This window comes from Micromonospora sp. DSM 45708, from assembly GCF_039566955.1.
GTDB lineage: Bacteria > Actinomycetota > Actinomycetes > Mycobacteriales > Micromonosporaceae > Micromonospora.
Window position 1 is genome coordinate 1439627 of sequence record NZ_CP154796.1, and the last position, 18133, is coordinate 1457759.

Genomic DNA, 18133 nt, shown 5'->3' on the forward strand with positions numbered 1-18133 from the left:
AATCAGACACGCATCATCGTTCCCACGATCGATCGGACCCCACCCGCCCCGCCCGGTTCCCGCCGGGTGCCCCTCCCATCGGAGGTGCAGCCCATGCTGCTCCGAACGATCCTGGCCGCCACCGCCGCCGCCACCGCGCTGCTCGTCCCGGCCACCGCCGCCCACGCCGCCGCACCCACCGCCGCGCCCGGCGCGGTCACCGCCCCGGCCCCCGCCGCCCCCGCCAGCACCGTCACCGCCGCCGAACGGGCCGCCGCCGCAGCCGCCGACCCGGTGATCGTGGTCGGCGGCCTGATCGGCGTCTCCATCGCGTACGAGCCGATCGCCGCCCGGCTGCGCGCCGACGGCTACCGGGTTTCCATCTACCAACTGCCGAACCTCGGCTTCGGCGACATCCGCGAGTCCGCCCGGGCACTGTCGTCCCACGTGGACCAGGTCCGCGCCGCCACCGGCGCGAGCCGGGTGGACCTCGTCACCCACTCCGAGGGCGGGCTGGTCAGCCGCTGGTACGTGAAGTTCCTCGGCGGCGCCGCCGCGGTCGACCAGTACGTCAGCCTCGGCAGCCCGCAGTACGGCACGTACGTCGCCAACATCCTCGCCGTCGTCGGCCTGGGCAGTTGCGCCGGCATCGTGGCCTGCCAGCAGATGACCATCGGGTCGAGCTTCCTGGCCGACCTGAACGCCGGTGACGACACCCCCGGGCCGGTCCGCTGGACCACGCTGCGCACCTGGCAGGACGAGCTGGTGCGCCCGGTCGACAACGCGGTGCTCGCCGACGGCGCGACGAACGTGCTGGTGCAGGCGTGGTGCCCGCTGCGGGTGGTCGGCCACCTCGGCCTGGTGCTCGACGGCACCACCTACACGGCGGTGCGGCAGACGTTGGCCGGCGTCGCGATCCGACCCAACTGTTTCGCGGTCTGAGCCCGTCCGGGCCCGCCCCCGGGTGGGCCCGGACCGACCGCGCTCACCCCTGCGCGCCGCCCCGGATCAGGTCGGCGGCCCGCCAGGCCAGCGCCGTCACCGGGGCGCTGGTCCAGCCCGCCACCATCGTCGGCAGCACCGACGCGTCCACCACCCGCAACCCGTCGACGCCGCGTACCCGCAGCTCGGGGTCGACCACGTGATCGTCGTCCGCGCCCATGGCGCAGGTGCCGACCGCGTGGTAGCCGCAGTAGCCGTGCGTCACCGCCGCCTCGACGATCTCCTCGTCGGTCCGCGTCGTCAGGCCGGGCACCGTCTCGGCCTGGAGCCGCTTGGCGATCGGCCCGGTGGCGAAGAACTCCCGCATCCGGCGGAACAGGTCCACCGCCGTCCGCCGGTCCTGGTCGGTGGCCAGGTAGTTCGCCACGATCGCCGGCGGGGTACGCGGGTCGGCGTCGGTGACGGTGAGGTGGCCCTCGCTGTCCGGTCGGGTCACCGTGCCCAGGCACATCACGCCCGGCTCCCGTTCCAGCTCCAGCGCCCGGCCGGGCCGGGCCGGGGCGGCCGAGAACGGCGCCATCAGCAGGTGGCCGTCCGGGCGGTCCAGATCGGGCCGGGACTTCACGTGCGCCGCGACGTCGAGCACCGGCAGCGCCAGCGGGCCGCCCCGGGTGAACAGCCAGCGCAGCGTCGCGCCGGCCTGCCCGAGCGGGCTCGCGAGCCGGGCGTTGTAACCGCCCGGCTCGGCGAGCCGGTACTGCACCGCGATCGACCGGTGCTCCCGCAGGCCGGCGCCCACCCGGGGCCGGTCGAGCAGCACCGGCACGCCGGCGGCGCGCAGCGTGTCGGCCGGCCCGATGCCGGAGACCTGCAACAGCGCCGGGGTGGCCAGCGCGCCCGCGGCGAGGACCACCGCGCCGGCCGCCCGGTGCTCGACCTCCCGACCCCGGTGCGCCACCCGTACGCCGACCGCCCGGCCGCCCTCGACCAGCACGCGCAGCACCACGGCGTCGACCACGACGGTGAGGTTGGGGCGGCGCCGCGCCGGGTGCAGGAACGCGTCGGCGGCGCTGACCCGACGGCCACCGTGGATGGTCGCGGTCGGATAGCCGATCCGCTCGTCGTCGTCGGCGTCCAGGTCGTCCACCCGGCGCCAGCCCAGCTCGACGCCGGTCGCCACCATCTCCTCGGCGAGCGGGTCGGTGCCGGTGGCGACGGAGAGCCGCACCGGCCCACCGACGCCCCGGTGCGGCGCCGGCCCCAGCGGATGGTCCTCCAGCCGCTGGAACACCGGCCGCACGGTCGACCAGCCCCACCCCAGCGGCGCCAGCGCGTCCCAGTCCCGGGCCGCGCCGCGGCTCCAGATCATGCCGTTGACGGACGTCGAGCCGCCGATCATCCGGCCCCGCTGCCAGGTCTCCCGCCGGCCCGCTCCGGTCGCCGCCGGGTAGTGCCAGGCGGTGCGCGGGTCGTCCATCAGCCGGGAGAACGCCTTCGGCACCCGGACGAACGGGCTGCGGTCCCAGCCGCCCGCCTCGACCAGCAGCACCCGGGTGCCCGGGTCCTCGGTCAGCCGGTCGGCCAGCACGCATCCGGCCGCGCCGGCGCCGACCACGACGTAATCGAATTCCACCACTGAGGACCCCCACTCGCGAGAATCCTTCTGACAGTAGTTTCCCGATCACGGATGGCAAGTGTCGGGTTTCAGGCGGCCTTCGCCAGCGCCTCGAACTCGTCGTCGGTCAGCTCCACCCCGGCCGCCGCGACGTTCTCCTCCAGGTGCGCCACCGACGACGTACCCGGGATCGGCAGCATCACCGGCGACCGGCGCAACAGCCACGCCAGGGCGAGCTGCGCGGGGCTGGCGCCGTGCCCGGTCGAGATCGCGTCCAGCGGCCCGCCGGTCCGGGCCAGGTTGCCGGTGGCGATCGGGAACCAGGGGATGAACGCCAGGTCGTTGCGCTCGCAGTGGGTCAGCACGTCCTCGGCGCTGCGGTCGGCCAGGTTGTAGAGGTTCTGCACGGACACGATCGGCGTGACCGCCCGCGCCGCCTCGATCTGCGCCACCGTCACCTCGGAGAGCCCGATGTGCCGGATCTTGCCCTCCTGCTTGAGCAGCGCCAGCTCGCCGAGCTGGTCGGCGAGCGGCACCTGCTCGTCGATCCGGTGCAGCTGGTAGAGCGGGATCGACTCCAGCCCCAGGTGGCGCAGGCTCAGCTCGCACTGCTGGCGCAGGTACTCCGGCCGGCCCACCGGTCGCCAGTCACCCGGGCCGGAACGGGTCAGCCCGGCCTTGGTGGCGATCACCAGGTCGTCGGCGTACGGGTGCAGGGCCTCCTTGATCAGCAGCTCGCTCACGAACGGCCCGTACGAGTCGGCGGTGTCGATGAACGTGACCCCCAGCTCGTACGCGCGACGCAGCACCCGCACCGCCTCCGCCGGGTCCTTCGGGTCGCCCCAGACGCCCGGACCGGTGAGCTGCATCGCCCCGTAGCCGAGGCGGTCGACCCGCAGGTCGCCACCGATCCGGTAGCTGCCCGACGCCTTGGCGGGCTGGTTGCTGGTGGCCATCACGGTCCTCCTGGTTGCGTGGTCGTCAGTTCGGCTCCCGACCGGAGGACATTCCCCGAACCGGGCGGCCGAAGCCTGCTCAGCCGAGGTGGCGCAGCACCACCAGCGCCTGGTCGTCCTCGGAGCCGGCCAGGTCGTGCAGGAGCGCGTCCGCGATCGCCTCGACCGGCTCGTCCCGCACCGCGGTCAGCGACCGGTGCAGCGCCGCGACGCCCTCGTCGTACGGCCGGCCGCGCCGCTCCACCAGCCCGTCGGTGTACGCGACCAGCACGTCCCGGGGACGGAACGCGACGGTGGTGACGGTCATCGGCCGGTCGACCATGCCCAGCGGCATCGCGTTGGCGGTCTGCACGGTGCGTGGCGGCTGCCCGGCCGACAGCACCACCGGGTGCGGGTGCCCGGCCCGGGCTACGTGCGCCACCCGGGCCGCCGGATCGACCACCACGATCAGGCAGGTGCCCAGGAACCCGACCCCGAGCAGCTCGGTGAGCCGGAGGAACACCTCCTCCAACGGCACGCCCAACCGGATCAGCGTGTTCAGCACGGTGCGTAGCTGGGCCATGTCGGCGGCGGCCTCGACCTGGTGCCCGACCACGTCGCCGACCACCACGGCCACCCGGTCGCCGTCCTGCCGGACCAGGTCGTACCAGTCGCCGCCCAGGTGCAGGCCGCTCATCGCCGGCCGGTAGCGGGTGGCCACCTCCAGGCTCTCCGGCATGATCAGCGACGAACTGCGCAGCCGGCCGGCCAGCCGGGTCACCAGGTTGTGCTCGGCGGCGGCCAACCGGACCCGCTCCAGCGTCTGCTCGCACAGGTCGGCGACGGTGTCCAGCAGCGCCAGGTCGCTGTCCCGCAGCGGACGCTCGCGCCGCCAGCCGAAACCGAGCGCGGCGATCGGGCGGCGGTCGGCGCCGAACAGCGGCAGCGCCACGGTGGTCACCATGCCGTGCCGGCCGACCGGGTCGGGCAGACCCGGGAACCGGGTGGCGAAGTCGGCGCGGTCGCGCACCAGAATGCGTTCCCCGTGGTGCAGCGCGCGCACGATCGGACGCGGGTCGTCGATGGTCAGGTCGTGGAACGTGGCGGCCAGCGTGCCCGGCACGTCGTCGTGGTACCAGAGCCGGACCCGGCGGCCCTCGTCCCGCATGGCCAGGCCGGGCAGCTCCGCGCCGAACGCGGTGGTGGCGGCGTCCAGGATCACCTCGATCGCCTCGGCGGTGGAACGGGTCACGCTCAACCGGGCCGCGAACCCGGCCATCGCCTGCGCCGACCCGGTCAGTTCGGCCCGTTGCAGCGCCTGACTGCACAGCGCGGTCACCGCGTCGAGCAGGCTGCCCCGCGCCTCGTCGTCGGTCCGGCCGGTCCAGCGCACCTCCAGGGCGCCGAGCGCGCCGCCGTCGCCGTCGCGCAACGGCAGGCAGACCCCGGTGTCCCGGTCGTCGGGCAGCGGCAGCACCGCGTTGTCGCGTACCGCCCGGGCCAGCGGGACGTCGGCGTCGACCGGCAGCCGCTCCGGCGACGCGCCGGCGCCGGCCACGTCGAGCACGGTACGGCCGGGCAGGGCGATCGCCACCCGCAGCGCGGCGGCGTCCATCACGGCCGGGGCCACCGTGGTCATCACCTCGACGATGGCGTCCCGGCTCCGGGCCGAGCTGAGCGCCCCGGCCAGCCGGGCGAGCGCCTCCGACCGCCGCAGCGCCTGCTCCGACCGGGCGCGGAGCAGCCGCAGCTCGGCGCGGGCGGCGTCCAGTTCGCCGCGGTCGGTGGACCGGCGGCGGTCGGACCGCTGCGGCCGGGCGGCCGGCGACCCGCCGCGCCGTTCGGCGACCACCCGGGCGGTGGTCTCCGCGCCGACCGTGAGCACGCCGGCGATCCGGCCCGACTCGTCCGGCACCGGGAGGTGGGTGAAGGTGAACCAGCGGTCCTCGCCGGCGTCGTCCCGCCCGCGCCGCACCGGTACGTCGGTGGGCCCGGCGCTCCGGCCGGCGCGCACGTCGGCCAGCAGCGGGCCGAGCGCGTCCCGGTCGCCCGGCCACACCTCGGCGGGCCGCTCCGGGTCGAGCAACCGCAGGTACGCGTCGTTGGGCAGCGGCGTCGGCGGGTCGCCCCACCACAGCACGGTCGGGGCGGGGGAGTGCAGACAGAGCGCCAGCGCGGTACGCAGGCTCTGCGGCCAGCCGTCGACCGGGCCGAGCGGGGTGGCGGACCAGTCCCGCGCCGTGATCGCCGCACCCACCTCCCCGCCGGTGGCGACGACGACGTCCGGCCACCGGACGCCGTCGGACGGGGTGCGGCTCACCCGGGACCTCCGCTCGGGCACAGGCGTCGGCTGTTTCCGGAAACCTACCAGCGGGTCGCCGGGGTGGGCGATCACCGATCCGGTCCGGTCAGTTGCGCCGAGCCCGCCCGGGGTCCGGGGGCACCGTGCGAGGCTGGGTGGGACGGCGGTCAGGAGGTGCGCATGGGCGCCACGCCCCGGCTCGACTTCGCGTTGGACACCTACGAGTGCATCGTGCTCTACCCGGGACCGTCCGGCCGGGCGCTGCCGGAGGAGACCGTGCAGCGGTTGCAGTCCGAGCATCTCCGGCACATGCAGGCGTTGCAGCGGCGCGGCATCGTGCTGGTCGACGGCTCGGTGGACGGCCCGGCCCGCGAACCCGACCCGCCGATCGGCTTCGGTCTGGCCCGGACCGGCTCGGTGGACGACGTGCGCAGCGTCATGGAGGCCGACCCGGCGGTGCAGGCCGGGCTCTACCGGGTGGAGGTGCTGACCTTCCTCTGCCCGGCCGGCTCGCTGGAGTTCCCGCTGGTCAAGACCGAGAGCTGAGGCGCTGTCGGGCGGACGACGGCGGACCGCCCCGGGTCGGTGCCAGGGTCCGGCCCACGCAGCGCCCCCGGCTTGTCCGGCGCCGCCGGCCCGGGGTCGGCCGGGGAGTGCGCCATGACCGCCGCCCCGGATGTCCCGCGCGCCACCGGCCTGCTCGCGCCGGAGGAGACCGGCCGGGTCCGGCTCGCCCACGGCCCGAGCGGGGACCGGCTGCGCCGGACCGAGCGCCGGTACGACCCGCCCGGCCTGTTCTCGGCCGTGCCCACGCTGCCGCCGGCCGGCCCGCCCGTACCCCGCGTCGAGCGGTGACGGCGGGCGGTACGATTTCCGCCGCGCGGTCGCCGATGCCCGCCACACGACGTTCCGGTGCGGTACGCCTACCGCCCGCCCGCGCGTTTCTTCGCGCGTCGTTGGACAACTGTTCCGCAAGTCCGCAAGGGGTCGGCTGGTGAGCCGACCCGGAGGAGAGACTAGCCTGATGGGCGTGACACGCCGCGCGAAGATCGTCTGCACTCTCGGCCCCGCCACCTCGTCCCCGGAGCGCATCCGGGGGCTCGTCGAGGCCGGCATGAACGTGGCGAGGCTCAACTTCAGCCACGGCGCTCACGCCGACCACGAGGCGGTCTGCCGGCTGGTCCGGGAGGCGGCCGAGGCCGCCGGGCAGCCGGTCGCCGTGCTCGCCGACCTCCAGGGCCCCAAGATCCGGCTCGGCCGTTTCGCCGACGGGCCGCACGAGTGGCGCACCGGCGACTCCGTGGTGATCACCAGCGACGAGATCGTCGGCACCAAGGAGCGGGTTTCCTGCACCTACCGCAAGCTGCCGCAGGAGGTGAAGCCGGGCGACCGGCTGCTGATCGACGACGGCCGGGTCGCGGTCGAGGTCAGCGACGTCACCGGCAACGACATCCGCTGCCTGGTCACCGAGGGCGGTCCGGTCTCCAACAACAAGGGCGTCTCGCTGCCGAACGTGGCGGTCAGCGTCCCGGCCATGTCCGACAAGGACGCCGAGGACCTGCGCTTCGCCCTCGGCCTCGGCGTCGACCTGGTGGCGCTCTCCTTCGTCCGCTCGCCGGAGGACATCAAGCTCGTCCACTCGATCATGGACGAGGAGGGTGTCCGCCGCCCGGTCCTGGCCAAGGTCGAGAAGCCGGAGGCGGTCGACCACCTGGAGGCGATCGTGCTCGCCTTCGACGGCGTCATGGTCGCCCGCGGCGACCTCGGCGTCGAGCTGCCGCTGGACCAGGTCCCGCTGGTGCAGAAGCGCGCCGTGCAGCTCTGCCGGGAGAACGCCAAGCCGGTCATCGTGGCCACCCAGATGCTCGACTCCATGATCGAGAACTCGCGCCCGACCCGCGCCGAGGCCTCCGACGTGGCCAACGCGGTGCTCGACGGCGCGGACGCGGTGATGCTCTCCGGCGAGACCAGCGTCGGCAAGTACCCGGTGCTCACCGTCAGCACCATGGCGAAGATCATCACCACCACCGAGGCCGGCTCGATCGCGGTGCCCCGGCTCCAGCACGACCCGCGTACGCACGGCGGCGCGCTCACCGTCGCCGCGTCGTCGATCGCCCGCGCCATCGGCGCCAAGGCGATGGTGGCGTTCTCGCAGACCGGCGACACCGTCAAGCGGCTCAGCCGGCTGCACTGCGACCTGCCGCTGCTGGCGTTCACGCCGGTGCCGGAGGTGCGCAACCAGCTCGCGCTCTGCTGGGGCGTGGAGACGTTCCTGATGCCGTTCGTGCAGCACACCGACGACATGTTCCGCCAGGTCGACCAGGCGCTGCTCGGCCTGAACCGGGCCAATCCGGGTGACTACGTGGTGATCGTGGCCGGCAGTCCGCCCGGCACCCCCGGCTCCACCAACACGCTGCGCGTGCACCAGCTCGGCTCGCTCGTCGACGCCGCGGCGGCCCGGGCGCTCCAGTGAGTGACGCTCCGGTGGCGACCGGGCAGGCCGCCGTCGACCAGCTCCTGGAGGTGCTGGACCTCGCGCAGACCGGCGAGATGGCCTTCCGCGGGATGAGCCCGCAGGTGGGCCCGCAGCGGGTCTACGGAGGCCAGGTCGCCGGTCAGGCGCTGGTGGCGGCCGGCCGCACGGTCGGTCCGGAGCGGGCCGTGCACTCGCTGCACGGCTACTTCGTGCGGCCCGGCGACCCGGCCGAGCCGATCGACTACCAGGTGGAGAACGTCCGCGACGGCCGCTCCTTCTCGGTGCGCCGCTCGGTGGCGCTCCAGCACGACAAGCCGATCTTCTTCATGTCGGCGTCGTTCCAGCGGCAGGAGGAGGGGCTGGACCACCACGCCCCGCTCCCGCCGGACGTGCCCGGCCCGGACGACGTGCCCACCATGACCGACCGGCTGTCCCGCTACCCGGAACGGCTCGGCATCTGGGGTCAGATCCCGCGCCCGATCGACGTCCGGTACGTCGGCGAGCCCGGCTGGGTACGCCCCGGCGACCGCCCGGCCGAGCCGCACCAACGGGTCTGGATGCGCATCGACGGCAAGCTGCCGGACGATCCGCTGCTGCACGCCTGCGCGTTGACGTACGCCTCCGACCTGACGCTGCTCGACTCGGTGTTGTCGGTGCACGGCGAGGTGTGGGGGCCGGGCGGTGTGGTCGGCGCGAGCCTCGACCACGCGCTCTGGTTCCACCGTTCGTTCCGGGCCGACGAGTGGTTCCTCTACGACTGCTGGAGCCCGTCCGCGTCGGGTGCCCGGGGCTTGGCCACCGGCCGGATGTTCACCACGGACGGCCGGCACATCGCCAGCGCCGTGCAGGAGGGGCTGCTGCGCCGGGTGGGTGGCTGACCGGCGACCGTGACCGTTCGGCCGAGGGTCGGGAGACCGGGCGGCTGAACAGGCGACTAACCTTGCCGGCATGCGTCTCTCCGCCCGGGTCGACTATGCCCTCCGTGCGGCTGCCGAGCTGGCCTCGGTCGCCGAGGGCACGACCGTCGGTCGGAGCCGACCGGTGACCGCCGAGCAGATCGCCCGCTCGCAGGACATCCCGCCGAAGTTCCTGGAGAGCATCCTGCTCCAGCTCCGCCGGGGCGGCATCGTGCACGCCCAGCGGGGTCCCGAGGGAGGTTACTGGCTGGCCCGCCCGGCCGGGGAGATCTCCCTGGCCGAGGTGATCCGGGTGATCGACGGGCCGCTGGCGCACGTCCGCGGCCAACGCCCGGAGCAGCTCGGCTACCAGGGCGCGGCCCGCGCGTTGCAGGACGTGTGGATCGCGCTGCGGGCCAGCGAGCGCGAGATCCTGGAGCTGGTCACGATCGCCGACGTGGCCACCGGAGCGTTGCCCGACCGGGTCAACGAGCTGGCCGCCGACCCGCGCGCCTGGAGCTGACGGCTCGCCCACCGCGGCGCACCGCCGAGGCCGTCCCGCGTGCCGGGGGGCCGTCCGGCGTGTCCCACCAACCGGATGGGGGACTTGACCCGGAGCGCCTCCGTACCGCATTGTCGACCAAGTTGATAGGAGATGCCGAAAAGTCAGGGGGCGCTCGTGCGCAAGCTGCTGGTCCTCGCCCTCGTCGGGCTTCTCGCGCAACTGGTCGACGGCGCGCTCGGCATGGCGTACGGGCTGACGTCGTCGACGCTGCTGCTCGTCGCCGGCGTCGCGCCGGCCGCGGCCTCCGCGTCGGTGCACCTCGCCGAGATCGGCACCACGCTCGCCGCCGGCCTGTCGCACTGGCGCTTCGGTAACGTCGACTGGAAGGTGGTCGGCCGGATCGCGCTGCCCGGCGCGGTCGGCGCGTTCGCCGGTGCCACGTTCCTGAGCTCCATCTCCACCGAGTCGGCCGCCCCGTGGATGGCCGCCATCCTGTTCACCCTCGGCGCGTACCTGCTGATCCGCTTCTCCCGGCCGCTGCGCGCCAACCGCGCCGCCGGCCGGCTGCGCAGCCGCTTCCTGGCCCCGCTCGGGCTGGTCGCCGGCTTCGTCGACGCCACCGGCGGTGGCGGCTGGGGTCCGGTCGCCACCCCGGCGCTGCTGGTCTCCGGCCGGATGGAGCCGCGCAAGGTCATCGGCTCGGTGGACACCTCCGAGTTCGTGGTGGCCGGCGCGGCCAGCGTCGGCTTCCTGATCGGCCTCGGCTCCGAGGGCTTCCTGCTGCCCACCGTCGCCGCACTCCTCATCGGTGGCCTGATCGCCGCGCCGATCGCGGCCTGGCTGGTCCGCATCGTGCCCGCCCAGGTGCTCGGCGCCGTGATCGGCGGCGTGATCGTGTTGACCAACGCCCGCACCCTGCTGCGCGCCGGCGAGCTGGGCGGCCCGGTGCCGGCCCTGGTCTACGCCCTGCTCGGCGCCGGCTGGCTGGTCGCCGTGGTGCTGGCGGTGCGAGCGCTGCGTCGCGCCCGGCGGGCCCGGGCCACGGCCGAGGCGGCGCTCGCCTCGGCGCCCGCCGCCGCAGATGCTCCTGCCCCGTCGGTCGAGTCGGCCGAGGCTCCGGTTCCGACCGGTGTTCCGGCTCCGTCGGCCGAGTCGGGGGAGTCCCGGCGGCTCGCCGCCGCCGTCGAGGGCTGAGCCTCCGGCGTCTGCCTGCCCGGCGTCGTCCGCCCGCGCGGCTTTTCCCGGTGTGTCGCCCGCCGGAGGGGATGCGCTTGCGCGCGATATACCTCTCCGTCATATTTATGCCTCAGCGGTATATCGCCTTCCCGGAAGTTCCTGCCTCGGGGCGTTACGCGGAGTCGCCGGGCGGCGGGCGACGCTCCGCCGCGCGGAGGCGCGCTTGTGGGGGCCTGCGGCGGTGGCTACGCTGACGGGGCGCGGAGCCTAATCATCGACGTCGATACGTCGACGTCCCGTCGCGTCAGCGCACGTGCACACTCCCGCCGGTCCGGGCAGGCCGGCGTCGCCGCGTGCCCCGACCTTCGCGAAAGGCAACCCCGTGCACCACACCACCTCACGCCGGCTCGCCCTGCTCGCCGCCGCCTCGGCCGCCACCCTGACGGCCGGCGTACTCACCACCGTCACCGCCGCGGCGGCGGCGACCGCCTGCCGGGTCGACTACCGGATCACCAACCAGTGGGGCGGCGGCTTCGGCGCCGACGTCACCGTGACCAACCTCGGCGACCCGGTCAACGGCTGGACGCTCGGCTGGAGCTTCGCCGCCGGTCAGCAGGTCACCCAGGCGTGGAACGCCACGGTCAGCCAGTCCGGAGTCCAGGTCACCGCCCGCGACGCCGGCTACAACGCCGCCATCGGCACCGGTGGCACCGCCAGCTTCGGCTTCAACGCCTCCTGGAACGACGCCGCCAACCCGGCACCCACCGCGTTCACCCTGAACGGCACCGCGTGCACCGGCGCATCCCCGACCGCGACGCCGACGACGTCCGGCCCGACCACGCCGCCCCCGACCACCCCACCGCCGACCACCCCGCCGGCCGGCGCCAAGCAGATGGAGAAGCTCGACCGGGGACTGGTCAGCGTCCGCTCCGGCAGCGGGAACCTGGTCTCCTGGCGGCTGCTCGGCACCGAGACCTCGGGCGTGTCGTTCAACCTCTACCGGGGCGGCACCAAGGTCAACGGCAGCCCGATCACCGGCGCCACCACCTACCTGGACGCCGGCGCCGCCGCCGGGTCCGCGTACACCGTGCGGGCCGTGGTGAACGGCGCCGAGCAGGCGGCGTCCGCCCCGGCGCTCCAGTTCGCCAACGGCTACCTGGACGTGCCGATCCAGGCCCCGCCCGGGGGCACCACGCCGAGCGGCGAGGCGTACAGCTACTCGGCCAACGACGCCAGCGTGGGCGACCTCGACGGCGACGGCCGCTACGAGTTCGTGCTCAAGTGGGACCCGTCGAACAGCAAGGACAACTCGCAGTCCGGCTACACCGGCAACGTCTACGTGGACGCCTACACCCTCAGCGGGACCCGGCTGTGGCGGATCGACCTGGGCCGCAACATCCGTGCCGGCGCCCACTACACCCAGTTCCAGGTGTACGACTACGACGGCGACGGGGACGCCGAGGTGGCCATGAAGACCGCCGACGGCAGCCGCTCCGGCACCGGCCAGGTGATCGGCTCCTCCTCGGCCGACCACCGCAACTCCAGCGGCTACGTGCTCGCCGGCCCCGAGTACCTGACCATGTTCGACGGTCGCACCGGCGCGGCGCTGTCCACCGTCGACTACGACCCGCCGCGCGGCACGGTCTCGTCCTGGGGCGACTCGTACGGCAACCGGGTCGACCGGTTCCTCGCCGGCACCGCCTACCTGGACGGGCAGCGCCCGTCGCTGATCATGGCGCGCGGTTACTACACCCGGGCGGTGATCGCCGCCTGGGACTTCCGCGACGGCACGCTGCGCAAGCGGTGGACGTTCGACTCCAACGCCTCCGGCAACGGCGCCGCCGCCGGCCAGGGCAACCACCAGCTCTCGGTCGCCGACGTGGACAACGACGGCCGCCAGGAGATCGTCTACGGGGCCGCCACCATCGACGACAACGGCCGGCTGCTCTACTCGACCGGCAACGGGCACGGCGACGCGCTGCACGTCGGCGACCTCGACCCGTCCCGCGCCGGCCTGGAGGTCTTCAAGGTCGACGAGGACGCCAGCAAGCCCAGCTCGTGGATGTCCGACGCGCGTACCGGTCAGATCCTCTGGCAGACCGCGCCGAACGGCGACAACGGTCGCGGCGTCTCCGACGACATCTGGGCCGGCAGCCCGGGTGCGGAGTCCTGGTCCTCGGCGGTCGACGGCCTGCTCAACACGCGCGGGCAGAACGTCGGCCGTAAGCCGTCCTCGGCGAACTTCCTGATCTGGTGGGACGGCGACCCGGTCCGCGAGCTGCTCGACGGCACGAAGATCGACAAGTACGGCACCGGCGGCGAGACGCGGCTGCTCACCGGCAGCAACATCGCGTCGAACAACAGCACCAAGTCCACCCCGGCGCTCTCCGCCGACATCCTCGGTGACTGGCGCGAAGAGGTGGTCTGGCGCACCGCCGACAGCTCCGCGCTGCGGATCTACAGCACGCCGGTCACCACCGGCCTGCGCCTGCCGACCCTGATGCACGACCCGCAGTACCGGGTCGCCGTCGCCTGGCAGAACACCGCCTACAACCAGCCGCCGCACCCGGGCTTCCACCTCGGGGACGGCATGAGCACGCCGGCCGCGCCGAACATCTACCTGCGCTGAGGCCTCAGAAGCAGGCACCGGGTCGCCGGCCGCGGAATCCGCTCAGCCGGCGACCCGGTGCACCACACCGCAGCATTCCCGACCCGTCCCGACCGGGAATGCCGTACCACCACCGGGGACAAAGTTATGCGTCCCACGCGACGCTGCGGTGACGTGGCTATGAAGAGCGTGTTTCAGCCTTCCCGGCGCAGGCCACCGGCCACCTTCTCGGCGATCAGCTCGAACGAGCGGACCCGGTCGTCCACGTCGTAGACCATCGCGGTCAGCATCAGCTCGTCCGCGCCGGTGCGCTCCAACAGCGTCCCGAGCTGCCGGGCCACCGTCTCCGGCGAACCGGTCGCCTGCCCGTCGCGGCGCTGCGCCACGAACTCCCGCTCCAGCGCGGAGTACGGGTAGGCCGCCGCCTCCTCCGGCGTGACCAGCGGCTCCGGTCGCCCCGACCGCAGCTTCAAAAACGACAGCCCGGCCGGTCCGGCCAGCCACTCCGCCCGCTCGTCGGTCTCCGCGCAGACCGCGTTGACCGCCACCATCGCGTACGGCCGGTCCAGCCACTGCGACGGCCGGAAGTGCTGCCGGTAGAGCTGCAACGCCGGGACGGTGTTCTGCGCGCTGAAGTGGTGCGCGAACGAGAACGGCAACCCGAGCAGGCCGGCGAGCTGGGCGCTGAAGCCGCTCGACCCGAGCAGCCACACCTGCGGCGACTGCCCGCGCCCCGGCGTCGCGGTGATCGGCCCCGGCTCGGCGCCACTGAAGTAGTTCATCAGGTCGGCCAGCTCGCGCGGGAAGTGCTCGGCGGACAGGCCCTCCATGGTGCGGCGCAGCGCCAGCGCGGTCCCCTGGTCGGTGCCGGGCGCCCGCCCGATGCCCAGGTCGATCCGGCCCGGGTGCAGCGCCTCCAGGGTGCCGAACTGCTCGGCCACCACCAGCGGCGCGTGGTTGGGCAGCATCACCCCGCCCGAGCCCAGCCGGATCGTGCTGGTGTTCGCGGCCAGGTGCGCGAGCAGCACCGCCGGCGCCGAACTGGCGATCGCCGGCATGTTGTGGTGCTCGGCCACCCAGAACCGGCGGTAGCCCAGCTCCTCGGTGCGGCGGGCCAGCTCGGTGGTGTGCCGCAGCGCCTCACCGGCATTGCCGGTCGCGGCCACCGGGGCAAGGTCAAGGACAGACATCGGTACGTCGATCACACGGAGTTCCAACGCCGGTGCCCGCCCGCCTGTTCCAGCCGCCGGCCAGGTCACATCCCGACGCCCCGCGCGGGACCGCCCCGGTGCCGGCCCACCACGGCGGCCGGCCGTCACCCCAGGCCCCGGGCCTGCTCGAAGATCAGGCTGGTCTGGGTGTGCTGCACCGCCGGATCGACGGCCAGGTGATCGAGCACGAAGTCCCGCAACGCGTCCCCGGACGCGGCCCGCACGTGCAGCACGTAGTCCTCCGCGCCGGCCACGTGGAACACCGACACCACCCCGGGCAGCCGCACCGACCGGGCCCGGAACGCGTCCACCGCGGCCCGCTCGTGCGCGGTCAACCGCACCGACACCAACGCCTGCAACGGCAGGCCCACCGCCGCCGGGTCCACCTCGGCGTGGAAGCCGCGGATCGCCCCGCACTCCCGCAGCGCCCGGGTACGCGTCAGGCATGTCGACGGCGCCACCCCCACCCGCTCGGCGAGCGCGTTGTTCGGCAGTCGACCGTCGGCGGTCAGCTCGGTGAGGATCGCGCGGTCGACGTCGTCGAGGGCGGAGAAGGGCCGTACATCATTCGGCGCGAGAGGCATCCCGTCATCCTCCACCGAATAAGCTCCGGACGGAAGCGAGATCATCAGAATCTTCTTCGCTCCTCTTGCCCTGACACGTCGTCATGTTCGACGCTTCCCGGCATGACCGCCGTGGACACCGCAGCCGTGCACGCCGGGCGTGACGACCTCGCCGGGCTCGGCGTCCACGTCCCGCCCATCGACCTCTCCACCACCAACCCGCTGCCCTCGGTAGCCGGCGGCGGCGACGACTACGAGACGCTCGCCACCGGCGGCCCGCTGCCGGCCGGCGGCAGCGCCGTCTACCAGCGGCTCTGGAACCCCACCGTGGCGCGTTTCGAGACCGCGCTCGCCCAACTCGAAGGCACCGCCGAGGCGGTCGCCTTCGCCAGCGGCATGGCCGCGCTCACCGCCACCCTGCTCGCCGCCACCCGCGACGGGAAACGCCACGTCGTCGCCGTCCGCCCGCTCTACGGCGGCACCGATCACGTCCTCGCCAGCGGCCTGCTCGGCACCGAGGTCACCTGGGCCCGCGCGGGCGACGTCGCCGCCGCGATCCGCCCCGACACCGCGCTGGTCGTCGTGGAGACCCCGGCCAACCCGACGCTCGACCTGGTCGACATCGCCGCGCTCGCCACCGCCGCCGGCGACGTCCCGCTGCTCGTCGACAACACCGTGGCCACGCCGGTGCTCCAGCAGCCCGCCCGGCACGGCGCCGCGCTCGTCCTGCACAGCGCCACCAAGAGCATCGGCGGCCACGGCGACGTCCTCGCCGGCGTCGTCGCCTGCGCGCCCGAGTGGGCCGCCCGGCTGCGCCAGGTACGCGCCGTCACCGGCGCCGTCCTGCACCCGCTCGGCGCGTACCTGCTGCACCGCGGTCTCCAGACGCTCCCGCTGCGCGTCCGCGCCCAGCAGGCCGGCGCCGAGAAGCTGGCCGCCTGGCTCGCCGGTCACCCCGCCGTCGAGCGGGTCCACCACCCGTCCCGGCACGACCCGGCCGGGCTGGTCGGCCGCCAGATGTCCGGCGGCGGCAGCCTGCTCGCCTTCGAGGTACGCGGCGGCGCGCCCGCCGCGGCCACGGTCGCCGGCGCCTGCGAACTGATCACCCACGCCGTCTCGCTCGGCGGCGTCGACACACTCATCCAGCACCCGGCGTCGCTGACGCACCGGCCGGTCGAGGGCGACGCCAAGCCGGGCGGCGCGCTGCTGCGCGTCTCGGTCGGGCTGGAGGACCCGGAGGACCTGCGGGCCGATCTGGCGCGGGCGCTGGCGTCAATCTGACGCGCGCCGCTCGCGCGCCCGTGCGGGCGTCCGGTCAGGACTTCGGGCCGACGTGCCGGTCCAGCGCGGCGACCGCCTCCCGGCGCGCCACGGACAGCGAGTTGCGGCGGTTCATCCGCCAGGCGATGCCGAGCAGGTCGAGCGCCCACTGACAGAGGCCCATGATGTCGGTGGACTCGTTGACGAACATGTAGCGGGGGTAGACGTACTTCTTGCCGCGCACGGTCACCCGGTTGCTGACCCGACAGCCGTCGGAGTGGAAGAGGCCGCGCAAGAAGTGACCTGGGTGGGCTTCGACGATGGTTCGCTGCCAGTCGGTCAGGACGATCGGACGCTCGTGCTTCTTGCCGGGTCCGTGCTGCGGCAGGAGGCACGGCCAGTGCTTGCCGTAGCTCTGCACGTTGACACAGCCCTGTTGCTGAACGCGCTGCACCTTTTCGGCCAGCACCGCTCGCATGGCGTCGTCACACGCCTCGATAAGCCCCGGCCAGCAGTCGCTGCAGGAGATCCGGAGCACCGGCACCCGGGCCCGGGTGACGAGATGCCCGTCCCCGAGGTAGAGACCGAGAAGGTAGGTGTAGGAAGCCGGATCTGTCGGAACGCGGACACCGTCACGACAGCGAAAACATCGCAGTTCAGTGCCCCGCTGCTTCGGCTCCGGTCGATCCTTGCACCAGTGTCGGACCGTCGGGTAGGCGAGCCCCACGGTCCGCGCCACCTCGGCGACGGTCGCGCCACTGAGGTAGAGACGCCGCGCCTTGGCGCGTATTTCGGGAGGATGCACAGCCTGATGGTCGAACACCTGTATGACAATTTTGGTGCCCCCGGTGGGATTCGAACCCACACTGTATGCAGTTTGAGTGCATTGCCTGCTGCCGGTTGGGCTACGGGGGCCTTGCGTCATTCGACCTTCACAGACTACCCACTACGCTAGGGGCGGCGACACCCGGCACGGCGGGTGTCGGGTTCGAACCGGTGGGAGTGGCTCGTGGGCGAGATGCAGACGGATGCCGAGCGCAAGCGCGTTCTGATCGCCGAGGACGAGGCGCTGATCCGGCTGGACCTGGCCGAGATGCTGGTCGAGGAGGGCTACGAGGTGGTCGGCGAGGCCGGCGACGGGGAGACCGCCGTCAAGCTCGCCGAGGAGCTCAAGCCCGATCTGGTCATCCTCGACATCAAGATGCCGATCATGGACGGGCTGGCCGCCGCCGAGCGGATCGCCGGCGCTCGCATCGCCCCCGTGATCATCCTGACCGCGTTCAGCCAGCGTGACCTGGTCGAGCGGGCCCGGGCGGCCGGCGCGATGGCGTACCTGGTCAAGCCGTTCCAGAAGAGCGACCTGGTGCCGGCCGTGGAGATCGCGCTGTCCCGGTACTCGGAGATCTCCGCCCTGGAGGCGGAGGTGGCCGGCCTGACCGACCGGCTGGAGATCCGCAAGACCGTCGAGCGGGCCAAGGGCGCGCTGATGACGACGTACGGCATGACCGAGCCGCAGGCGTTCAAGTGGATCCAGCGCACCGCGATGGACCACCGGATGACCATGAAGGAGGTCGCCGAGCGGATCCTCGCGGAAACCGCCGGCGGTGAGGTGGCGCAGCCCGCGTCCTGAGCCCCCGCCACGGTTCGCGGCCGGCCGGGGAGGCG

General features: G+C 73.7%; 16 protein-coding genes and 1 tRNA gene. 10 read left to right on the forward strand and 7 right to left on the reverse strand.

Going from position 1 to position 18133, the window contains the following annotated elements; translation table 11 throughout:
• Positions 1 to 93 precede the first annotated feature (93 nt).
• Positions 94 to 921, forward strand: coding sequence for a lipase family alpha/beta hydrolase (locus VKK44_RS06900; RefSeq protein ID WP_343446005.1), 828 nt, complete (start codon positions 94 to 96; stop codon positions 919 to 921).
• 43 nt (positions 922 to 964) lie between these two features.
• On the opposite strand, the gene VKK44_RS06905 is transcribed toward VKK44_RS06900, so the two are convergent.
• The 3 genes from VKK44_RS06905 to VKK44_RS06915 form a co-directional block, all read right to left on the reverse strand.
• Positions 965 to 2557, reverse strand: a complete 1593-nt coding sequence (locus tag VKK44_RS06905; protein WP_458351612.1) for a GMC family oxidoreductase — start codon at positions 2555 to 2557, stop codon at positions 965 to 967.
• A 68-nt stretch (positions 2558 to 2625) separates the two neighbouring features.
• Entirely contained in the window at positions 2626 to 3492 is an 867-nt protein-coding gene (locus VKK44_RS06910; protein ID WP_343446007.1) for an aldo/keto reductase, read from the reverse strand.
• A gap of 79 nt (positions 3493 to 3571) precedes the next feature.
• Positions 3572 to 5791 (reverse strand): GAF domain-containing SpoIIE family protein phosphatase, encoded by a 2220-nt coding sequence (locus VKK44_RS06915; protein WP_343446008.1) that lies wholly within the window; start codon positions 5789 to 5791, stop codon positions 3572 to 3574.
• Positions 5792 to 5953: 162 nt separating this feature from the next.
• Here VKK44_RS06915 and VKK44_RS06920 point away from each other — a divergent pair, with 162 nt between their 5' ends.
• From VKK44_RS06920 to VKK44_RS06950, 7 genes are all read left to right on the forward strand, one after another.
• The gene (locus tag VKK44_RS06920; protein WP_091060178.1) at positions 5954 to 6319 is read left to right on the forward strand and encodes a YciI family protein; all 366 of its coding nucleotides are present in this window, start codon (positions 5954 to 5956) and stop codon (positions 6317 to 6319) included.
• A gap of 114 nt (positions 6320 to 6433) precedes the next feature.
• The gene (locus VKK44_RS06925) at positions 6434 to 6628 is read left to right on the forward strand and encodes a hypothetical protein (RefSeq protein ID WP_343446009.1); all 195 of its coding nucleotides are present in this window, start codon (positions 6434 to 6436) and stop codon (positions 6626 to 6628) included.
• A gap of 169 nt (positions 6629 to 6797) precedes the next feature.
• Positions 6798 to 8246 (forward strand): pyruvate kinase, encoded by a 1449-nt coding sequence (pyk, locus tag VKK44_RS06930; protein ID WP_343446010.1) that lies wholly within the window; start codon positions 6798 to 6800, stop codon positions 8244 to 8246.
• Positions 8247 to 8257: 11 nt separating this feature from the next.
• Positions 8258 to 9127 carry an acyl-CoA thioesterase gene (locus VKK44_RS06935; protein ID WP_374709214.1) on the forward strand — a complete coding sequence of 290 codons (870 nt, stop codon included), beginning with the start codon at positions 8258 to 8260 and terminating at the stop codon, positions 9125 to 9127.
• Between the two features lie 70 nt (positions 9128 to 9197).
• Positions 9198 to 9668 (forward strand): RrF2 family transcriptional regulator, encoded by a 471-nt coding sequence (locus VKK44_RS06940; protein WP_343446011.1) that lies wholly within the window; start codon positions 9198 to 9200, stop codon positions 9666 to 9668.
• 156 nt (positions 9669 to 9824) lie between these two features.
• Positions 9825 to 10844: a sulfite exporter TauE/SafE family protein gene (locus VKK44_RS06945; RefSeq protein WP_343447701.1), complete on the forward strand. Its 1020-nt coding sequence runs from the start codon at positions 9825 to 9827 to the stop codon at positions 10842 to 10844.
• 364 nt (positions 10845 to 11208) lie between these two features.
• A complete protein-coding gene (locus VKK44_RS06950) occupies positions 11209 to 13455 on the forward strand; it encodes a rhamnogalacturonan lyase family protein (protein ID WP_343446012.1) in 2247 nt (748 codons plus the stop codon).
• Between the two features lie 173 nt (positions 13456 to 13628).
• On the opposite strand, the gene VKK44_RS06955 is transcribed toward VKK44_RS06950, so the two are convergent.
• Positions 13629 to 14624, reverse strand: a complete 996-nt coding sequence (locus VKK44_RS06955; protein ID WP_343446014.1) for an LLM class flavin-dependent oxidoreductase — start codon at positions 14622 to 14624, stop codon at positions 13629 to 13631.
• A gap of 125 nt (positions 14625 to 14749) precedes the next feature.
• Positions 14750 to 15229 carry an Lrp/AsnC family transcriptional regulator gene (locus VKK44_RS06960; protein ID WP_343446015.1) on the reverse strand — a complete coding sequence of 160 codons (480 nt, stop codon included), beginning with the start codon at positions 15227 to 15229 and terminating at the stop codon, positions 14750 to 14752.
• Positions 15230 to 15331: 102 nt separating this feature from the next.
• Here VKK44_RS06960 and VKK44_RS06965 point away from each other — a divergent pair, with 102 nt between their 5' ends.
• Entirely contained in the window at positions 15332 to 16489 is a 1158-nt protein-coding gene (locus tag VKK44_RS06965; protein WP_343446016.1) for a trans-sulfuration enzyme family protein, read from the forward strand.
• 34 nt (positions 16490 to 16523) lie between these two features.
• Here VKK44_RS06965 and VKK44_RS06970 read toward each other — a convergent pair whose 3' ends face one another.
• Positions 16524 to 17291 carry a terminase gpP N-terminus-related DNA-binding protein gene (locus VKK44_RS06970; RefSeq protein ID WP_343446017.1) on the reverse strand — a complete coding sequence of 256 codons (768 nt, stop codon included), beginning with the start codon at positions 17289 to 17291 and terminating at the stop codon, positions 16524 to 16526.
• Positions 17292 to 17305: 14 nt separating this feature from the next.
• A tRNA-Leu gene (locus VKK44_RS06975) sits at positions 17306 to 17383 on the reverse strand.
• A 94-nt stretch (positions 17384 to 17477) separates the two neighbouring features.
• On the opposite strand from VKK44_RS06975, the gene VKK44_RS06980 reads away from it, so the two are divergent.
• Positions 17478 to 18098, forward strand: coding sequence for an ANTAR domain-containing response regulator (locus VKK44_RS06980; RefSeq protein WP_281936432.1), 621 nt, complete (start codon positions 17478 to 17480; stop codon positions 18096 to 18098).
• The last annotated feature ends 35 nt before the right edge of the window (positions 18099 to 18133 follow it).

What these genes read in the sequence shown, in the direction of transcription:
- VKK44_RS06900 (WP_343446005.1), top strand. Translation starts at nt 94, where the DNA reads ATGCTGCTCCGAACGATCCTGGCCGCCACCGCCGCCGCCACCGCGCTG.
- VKK44_RS06910 (WP_343446007.1), bottom strand. Translation starts at nt 3,492, where the DNA reads ATGGCCACCAGCAACCAGCCCGCCAAGGCGTCGGGCAGCTACCGGATC.
- VKK44_RS06920 (WP_091060178.1), top strand. Translation starts at nt 5,954, where the DNA reads ATGGGCGCCACGCCCCGGCTCGACTTCGCGTTGGACACCTACGAGTGC.
- VKK44_RS06925 (WP_343446009.1), top strand. Translation starts at nt 6,434, where the DNA reads ATGACCGCCGCCCCGGATGTCCCGCGCGCCACCGGCCTGCTCGCGCCG.
- pyk (WP_343446010.1), top strand. Translation starts at nt 6,798, where the DNA reads ATGGGCGTGACACGCCGCGCGAAGATCGTCTGCACTCTCGGCCCCGCC.
- VKK44_RS06940 (WP_343446011.1), top strand. Translation starts at nt 9,198, where the DNA reads ATGCGTCTCTCCGCCCGGGTCGACTATGCCCTCCGTGCGGCTGCCGAG.
- VKK44_RS06955 (WP_343446014.1), bottom strand. Translation starts at nt 14,624, where the DNA reads ATGTCTGTCCTTGACCTTGCCCCGGTGGCCGCGACCGGCAATGCCGGT.
- VKK44_RS06960 (WP_343446015.1), bottom strand. Translation starts at nt 15,229, where the DNA reads ATGCCTCTCGCGCCGAATGATGTACGGCCCTTCTCCGCCCTCGACGAC.
- VKK44_RS06965 (WP_343446016.1), top strand. Translation starts at nt 15,332, where the DNA reads ATGACCGCCGTGGACACCGCAGCCGTGCACGCCGGGCGTGACGACCTC.